Source organism: Ideonella livida (assembly GCF_010499455.1).
GTDB lineage: Bacteria > Pseudomonadota > Gammaproteobacteria > Burkholderiales > Burkholderiaceae_C > Ideonella > Ideonella livida.
The window spans coordinates 251,240-257,497 of sequence record NZ_JAAGOH010000003.1 but is presented as its reverse complement, the minus strand read 5'-3'; the positions used below and the strand labels follow the sequence as shown (position 1 = coordinate 257,497).

General features: G+C 74.2%; 6 protein-coding genes. 2 read left to right on the top strand and 4 right to left on the bottom strand.

Going from position 1 to position 6,258, the window contains the following annotated elements:
- The 3 genes from G3A44_RS04525 to G3A44_RS04515 form a co-directional block, all read right to left on the bottom strand.
- Positions 1 to 296 (bottom strand): hypothetical protein (locus G3A44_RS04525; protein ID WP_203561289.1); only part of this gene is annotated, 296 nt, incomplete at its 3' end.
- A 10-nt stretch (positions 297 to 306) separates the two neighbouring features.
- Entirely contained in the window at positions 307 to 1,233 is a 927-nt protein-coding gene (locus G3A44_RS04520) for an ABC transporter permease (RefSeq protein WP_163456308.1), read from the bottom strand.
- Positions 1,226 to 2,038: an ABC transporter ATP-binding protein gene (locus tag G3A44_RS04515; RefSeq protein ID WP_163456307.1), complete on the bottom strand. Its 813-nt coding sequence runs from the start codon at positions 2,036 to 2,038 to the stop codon at positions 1,226 to 1,228. Before G3A44_RS04515 ends, G3A44_RS04520 begins: the two co-directional genes overlap by 8 nt.
- A 327-nt stretch (positions 2,039 to 2,365) precedes the next feature.
- Here G3A44_RS04515 and G3A44_RS04510 point away from each other — a divergent pair, with 327 nt between their 5' ends.
- A complete protein-coding gene (locus G3A44_RS04510) occupies positions 2,366 to 4,582 on the top strand; it encodes an IPT/TIG domain-containing protein (protein WP_163456306.1) in 2,217 nt (738 codons plus the stop codon).
- Positions 4,583 to 4,617: 35 nt separating this feature from the next.
- On the opposite strand, the gene G3A44_RS04505 is transcribed toward G3A44_RS04510, so the two are convergent.
- Positions 4,618 to 5,037, bottom strand: a complete 420-nt coding sequence (locus G3A44_RS04505) for a PACE efflux transporter (RefSeq protein WP_163456305.1) — start codon at positions 5,035 to 5,037, stop codon at positions 4,618 to 4,620.
- 83 nt (positions 5,038 to 5,120) lie between these two features.
- Between G3A44_RS04505 and G3A44_RS04500 the strand changes: the two genes are divergently transcribed.
- Positions 5,121 to 6,179, top strand: a complete 1,059-nt coding sequence (locus G3A44_RS04500; RefSeq protein WP_163456304.1) for a LacI family DNA-binding transcriptional regulator — start codon at positions 5,121 to 5,123, stop codon at positions 6,177 to 6,179.
- Positions 6,180 to 6,258 lie beyond the last annotated feature (79 nt).

The window sequence follows — 6,258 nt, the reverse complement described above, 5'->3', positions numbered from 1 at the left end:
GGGCGGCTGGCCAGCAGCAGGCCGGCCGCTGGCAGCAGGGCCAGCAGGAGCGCGCCGGTGGCGCGTCCTGAGGGGCGGGGCCGCAGGCTGGCCAGGGCCACCGCCCACAGCAGGGCCAGTGCCAGGGTGCAGCCCGCGCTGTGCCACAGCGGCACGGCCACGCCGTCGGGCCGGGCCAGGGGCTGGGTGGCGCTCAACACCACCGCGGCCAGGCCGGCCACGGCCACCAGGGAGCCGGCCGGCCGGCGGGCCGGTGTGGCGTTGAGGGGCAGGGCAGGGGTGAGGGTCTGGGACATGGTCGGGGCCTCAGGCGGGACGGCGGGGGGCAGTGCGCCGGGTCAGGCTGCGTTCCAGCAGGCCGATGGCGCCGGTGAGGGCCAGGCCCAGCACCGAGGCCATGACCAGGGCCGACCAGATCTGCACCGTGTTGCCGTAGTACGAGCCGGTCAGCAGGCGCGCGCCCAGGCCGGCCTGGGCGCCAGTGGGCAGCTCGGCCACGATGGCGCCCACCAGGCCGGCGGCAATCGACACCCGCAGCGCCGGGAACAGGAACGGCAGGGCCGCGGGCAGGCGCAGCAGCCAGAAGGTCTGGATGCGGCTGGCGGCATAGGTGTGCATCAGCTCCATCTCCAGCCGCTGCGGCGAGCGCAGGCCCTGCACCATGGCCACCGTGACCGGGAAGAAGCACAGGTACATGGCGATGACCGCCTTGGGCAGCAGGCCCGAGAAGCCCAGGCTGCCCAGGATCACCAGCACGATGGGCGCGATGGCCAGCACCGGCACCGTCTGTGAGGCCACGATCCAGGGCAGCAACGCCCGGTCCAGCGTGCGGCTGTGCACGATGCAGGCCGCCAGCGCCACGCCCAGCGCCGTGCCCAGCACAAAGCCGGTCAGCGTGGCCTGTCCGGTCACCCAGGTGTGCAGCGCCAGGCTGCGGGGGGAGTCCAGCGGCCAGTCCACCCAGCTGCTCCAGAGATCGGCGCCGATCTGGTGCGGCGTGGGCACCACCGGGCGCTGGGCGTTCCAGGTGGCGGCCAGCAGCTCGCGCCCGCCCCAGTCGCCGGCAGGGGCCAGCACGCGCTCGATCACGCCTGGGGCGTTGAGCCACACCGCCAGGCCGTACCAGGCCAGCAGCACCACGGTCAGCACCGCCGCCACCGGGGCGGCCCGCTGCGCCCAGCCGGGCGCCACGGGACCGGCGGCAGGGGAGAGGGGCAGGGCGGACTCAGCCATGGTGGCCCTCGGCCAGGGCTTCACGCACCTCGTGGGCCAGCGCCATGAAGGCGGGCGTGTCGCGCATCGCCAGGGTGCGCTCGGCCGGCAGTGGCGAGTCGATGACCTTGACGATGCGCCCCGGCCGCGGCGACATCACCACGATGCGGGTGGACAGGTACACCGCCTCGGCAATCGAGTGGGTGACAAAGACCACCGTGCGGCCCTCGCGGCGCCACAGGTCTTGCAGCTGCTGGTTGAGGTCGTCGAGCGCGCCAAAGGGCTCGTCCATCATCAGCAGCCGGGGCTCAAAGCCCAGCGCCCGGGCGATGGAGACGCGCTGCTGCATGCCGCCGGAGAGCTGCCAGGGGTATTTCTTCTCAAAGCCGGCCAGGCCCACGCGGGCCAGCTGCTCGCGGGCGATGGCCTCGCACTGGCCGGGCAGGCGGCCCTGGATCTGCAGCGGCAGCATCACATTGGCCAGCACCGTGCGCCAGGGGAACAGCGCTGGCGCTTGGAACACATAGCCGTAGGCGCGGGCGAGGCGGGCCTCGTGCGCGCTCATGCCGTTGACCCGCAGCTCACCCGAGGTCAGCGGCTCCAGGTCGGCAATCACCCGCAGCAGCGTGGTCTTGCCGCAGCCTGAGGGGCCGATGAGCGAGACGAACTCGCCCTGTCGGATGCTCAGGTCCACTGTCTGCAGGGCGTGCACCGGGGCGTCGGCCCCGGGGTACACCACGCTGGCACGGTGGACGCGGATGGCCTCCTGGCTGGGGGCGAGGGGGGCGGGCGGGACCGGCTGGGCGGGCAGGGAGAGGTCGTTCATGCGGCGCGTGGGGGCTTGAACCCGGAAGCTGACCAACTGGTCAGGATTGAGAAGCCATACGCCAGAACCGTGCCAAGCCCAGCAGGCGTGCCGGGCACGGCGCCCCCGGCTTCAGGTCCCCGCGGCGCACCGGCATGAAGCCCCTGGCGCCAGCCTGGTGCGCCGGGTCGGGCCGTCGCGGTGCGCGGCACCGTCACACCCCGGGGTGTACCCCGCGTCCTAGGGGGATGTGCCCGGGGCATGAGCCAGCGGGCGGCGTGCGGCCGCGTCTTCCATCAGCGTCCCCGTTCAGAGCCGCCCAGGCGGCGCCCCCAGGAGCTTGTGCCCATGCCCAGCGATCACCCCCTTCTCTCCCGGTCCATACCCGGCCGCCGGCCCGCTCGGTCCGCCACCTCCACCGTGTCGACCGTGGGTGCCGCCCTGCTGGGCGCGGCACTCACCGCCTGCGGTGGCGGCGGCGGTGACGAGGCGACGCCGGATCCCGTCACCCCGCCGCCGGCCGCCACCCTGACCGTGGCCGGGGTGGCCGCGGTGGGCCAGCCGCTGGTGGGGGCCACCGTCCGCCTGGTCTGCCAGGGCGGTGAGGTGGCCAGCACCGCCACCACCGGGGCCGACGGCAGCTGGAGCCTGTCGCTGCCGGCCGCCCGTCCGCCCTGCCTGGCGCGGACCGTCGGCGGGCAGGTGGGAGCAGGTGGCGCCGCCGCCCCGCAAGACTTCCATGCCCTGCTGCCGGTCACCACGGCCACCGCCGTGCGCCTGAACCTCACCCCCTTGACCGAGTTGATGGTGGCGCATTGGGCCGGCGGCAGCCCGGCGGCACGCTTTGCCGCGCCCAGCGCCGCCGACTGGGCGTCCCTGACGCCCGCCGCGGTCGAGGCTGCGGCGGCTGCCGTGCGCGCGGCGCTGCCGGCCGGCCCGCGCAGCGCCCTGGGCGGGGCCAACCCGCAGACCGTGGTGTTCAACGCCGATGGCACCGGCCACGACGCGGTGCTCGACGAGCTGGGCGGGCTGCTCACCCTGACCGGCTCCACCTGGTCGGGCTGGGCCGAGCGGCTGGCCGCCGGCGACGGCGCCCCCATGGTGCCGGCCTTCCTGCAAGGCTTGACCCCCGACACCGCTGCTGCCGGGGCCACGGTGACACTCAGTGGTCATGCCCTGCCCGAAACCCCGGTGGTGCGCTTTGGCACGACCGTGGCCACCGTGGCCGCGCGCACCGCAGACACCCTGACCGTGGTCGTGCCCACCGGCCTGGCCGCCGGCACGCCGGTGGCTTTGACCGTGCAGGGCGTGGCCGGCACGCTGGCCTTCACGCCGCAGGCCAGCGGTGGGGGCGGCGGCAGCCCGGGCCTGGCGCCCACCCAAGGACCGGTGGGCAGCACCGTCACCCTCACCGGCAGCGGCTTTGGCCCCAGCCCGGTGGTCCGCTTCTATGACGAGTTCCTCGTTGCCGGCACCCTGATCCGCACCGAGGTGGCGGCAGTGGTGGTCTCGGCCAGCGACACCGAGATTGTGGTCACCGTGCCCGCGGGCGCCAACACCGGCCCGGTCACCGTCAACGGCACCCGGGTGGGCACCTTCACGGTGGAGCTGCCGCGGGTGGGCGCCTGGACCCAGCAAGAGAGCATGGGCGGCTATGCCCTGGCCAGCAACGGCACGCGCTTTGTCAAGGTGGCCTCGCTGGCCACCGTGTACCAGGGCACCGACGGCGCCACCTGGAACCAGAGCTTCTTCTACGCCAGCGCCAACGACTCCCGCAACGGCCAGGTGCAGTGGGACGGCCGCCAGTTCGTCTACGTCGTCTCCAAGGAGGCCACCAGCAACCCGGTGCAGACGGTGGCCGTTTCGGCAGATGGCCTGACCTGGAACGTTCAGACCTCCGAGCGAAAGATCATCTCCTGGGATGCCACCTATGCCAGCGCGGTGCGCGACTTTGCCGCGGTGAGCGGCCGCATCACGGTGGTGGGCGACCTGGGCGGCCTGGCCACCAGCACCGACAACGGCCTGACCTGGACCCGCGAGGACCACCCCGTGGGCTACCAGAACCACCAGATGCTGGCGGTGGACGACACCGGCACCGAGCGGGTGGCGCTGACCTGGCAGTCAGACGGTGGGGTGGCGCTGCGCTCGGTGGAGGGCGGCGCCTGGGCGGTGCGTGCCACCGGCCTGGACCTGCTGCCGGCCGACCTGCTGTGGACCGGCGCGGCCCACCTGGCCGTGGGCCGGGGCCATGCCGCCGCCTCCGGCGCCCGGGTCTTCCTGAGCACCGACGGCGCGGCCTGGCGGGCGGTGGGCCTGCCGGCCCCCTATGCCTCGGGGGCCTGGAAGGCGGTGCGCGTGCTGCGCCACGCCAGCGGCCTGTGGCTGCTGGTGCACAGCTTCAGCGGCGCCAGCGCCACGGCCTCGGCCCTGTTGCGCTCCACCGATGGGGGCGAGACCTGGACGCTGGACACCGACTTTGGCAGCGACGTGGTGGGCGCCATCGCCCTGGGCAGCCAGCAGATGATGGCCGTGGGCAACCGCACCTACACCCGGCCGCTGCCCTGAGGCCGCCCCGCGGCGACCGGCCCCGGCCCGGCCGTTCACAGCGCCGAGGCCGGCAGGCCGAACACCGCGTCAAAGGCCCAGTTGAAGCAGAAGGTGTAGACCACAAAGCCCATCACCAGGCTCAGGTCCATCACCAGCGCCGCCCACCAGCCCACCTGCAGCCAGGCGGCGATCAAGGGCACGGTCATCAGGATCAGGCCCAGCTCGAAGCCCACCGCATGGGCGGTGCGCCGCTTGAGGCTGCGGCCCTTGACCGGCTGGCGCCGCTCCCAGGCCTCGAACACATGGTTGAAGGCGAAGTTCCAGGCCACCGCGATCAAGGAGGTGGCCACCGCCAGCCCGGTGCTGGTGCCCCAGCCCCCGCCGGCCATGGCCTCGAAAGCCGCGCCCGAGCCGGCGATGGCCAGGGTCTCGAACAGGGTGACGTAGACGATGCGGCGGCGCAGGCCTTGCATGGCGGAACTCGGGGAAGGGACGGAACGGCCGGGGGGACGCGATGATAGGGCGCCACCGCCCGTGGCTTGGGGACAATCGCCCCATGACCCTGCCCGCCGACGACGCCTCCCGCGCCCCTTCGCCCGCCCGCCGCAGCCGCCGCGGCAGCGGGGCCGTCACCCTGCACGACGTGGCCCGCCTGGCCGGCGTGGCCCCCATCACCGCCAGCCGCGCCCTCAACACCCCGCAGCAGGTGTCTGATGACGTGCGACAACGCGTGGCCCAGGCGGTGGCCGCCACCGGCTACGTGCCCAACCGCCTGGCCGGCGGCTTGGCCTCGGCCCGCAGCCGGCTGGTGGCGGCGGTGGTGCCCACGCTCAGCGGCCCGGTCTTCCTGCCCACGGTGGAGGCCCTGACCCAAGCCCTGGCGCGCGAGGGCTACCAGCTCATGCTGGGCCAGACCGGCTACGACAACCCCGGCGCCGAGGAGGCGCTGCTGGAGGCCATCCTGGGCCGGCGCCCCGATGGCATCGTGCTGACCGGCGTGCTGCACTCGGAGGCCAGCCGCCAGCGCCTGCAGGCCGCCGGCCGGCCGGTGGTGGAAACCTGGGACCTGACCGATACCCCGGTGGACCTGCTGGTGGGCTTCTCGCACACCGAGGTGGGCCGGGCCGTGGCCGACTTTCTGCAGGGCCTGGGTCACCGGCACCTGGCGGTGGTGGCCGGCCTTGACGCCCGCGCCCGGCGCCGCACCGCGGCGTTTGCCGCCCAGGCCCAGGCCCTGGGCCTGCCCCCGGTGCAGTGCAGCGAGGTGCCTGCGCCCACCACCTTGCACGCCGGCCGCCAGGCGCTGCGCCAGTTGCTGGCCGGCCCCGGCCCGCGCCCGCAGGCTGTGTTCTGCAGCTCTGACCTGCTGGCGCTGGGCGTGCTCACCGAGGCCCGGGTGCAGGGCCTGCAGGTGCCCGCCGACCTGGCCGTGGTGGGCTTTGGCGACCTGGCCCTGGCGGCCGATACCGCGCCGGCACTCACCTCGGTGCGCATCGACGCGGTGGCCATTGGTGAGCAGGCCGCCCGCTGGATCGTGGACCGGGCCGAGGGCCGGCCGGTGGCGCAGCCGGTGGTGGACATCGGCTTCGAGATCGTCCGGCGCGAGAGCGCCTGAGCCCAGGCGGGCCAAAGCCCGCATCTGCACCACAGGCTTGGCCCCATGCCTACAGTGCCGCCGATCGACCACCCCACCC

Excerpts from the sequence above, each read along its gene's own strand:
- G3A44_RS04500 (WP_163456304.1), top strand. The coding sequence starts at position 5,121 with ATGACCCTGCCCGCCGACGACGCCTCCCGCGCCCCTTCGCCCGCCCGC.
- G3A44_RS04505 (WP_163456305.1), bottom strand. The coding sequence starts at position 5,037 with ATGCAAGGCCTGCGCCGCCGCATCGTCTACGTCACCCTGTTCGAGACC.
- G3A44_RS04515 (WP_163456307.1), bottom strand. The coding sequence starts at position 2,038 with ATGAACGACCTCTCCCTGCCCGCCCAGCCGGTCCCGCCCGCCCCCCTC.
- G3A44_RS04510 (WP_163456306.1), top strand. The coding sequence starts at position 2,366 with ATGCCCAGCGATCACCCCCTTCTCTCCCGGTCCATACCCGGCCGCCGG.
- G3A44_RS04520 (WP_163456308.1), bottom strand. The coding sequence starts at position 1,233 with ATGGCTGAGTCCGCCCTGCCCCTCTCCCCTGCCGCCGGTCCCGTGGCG.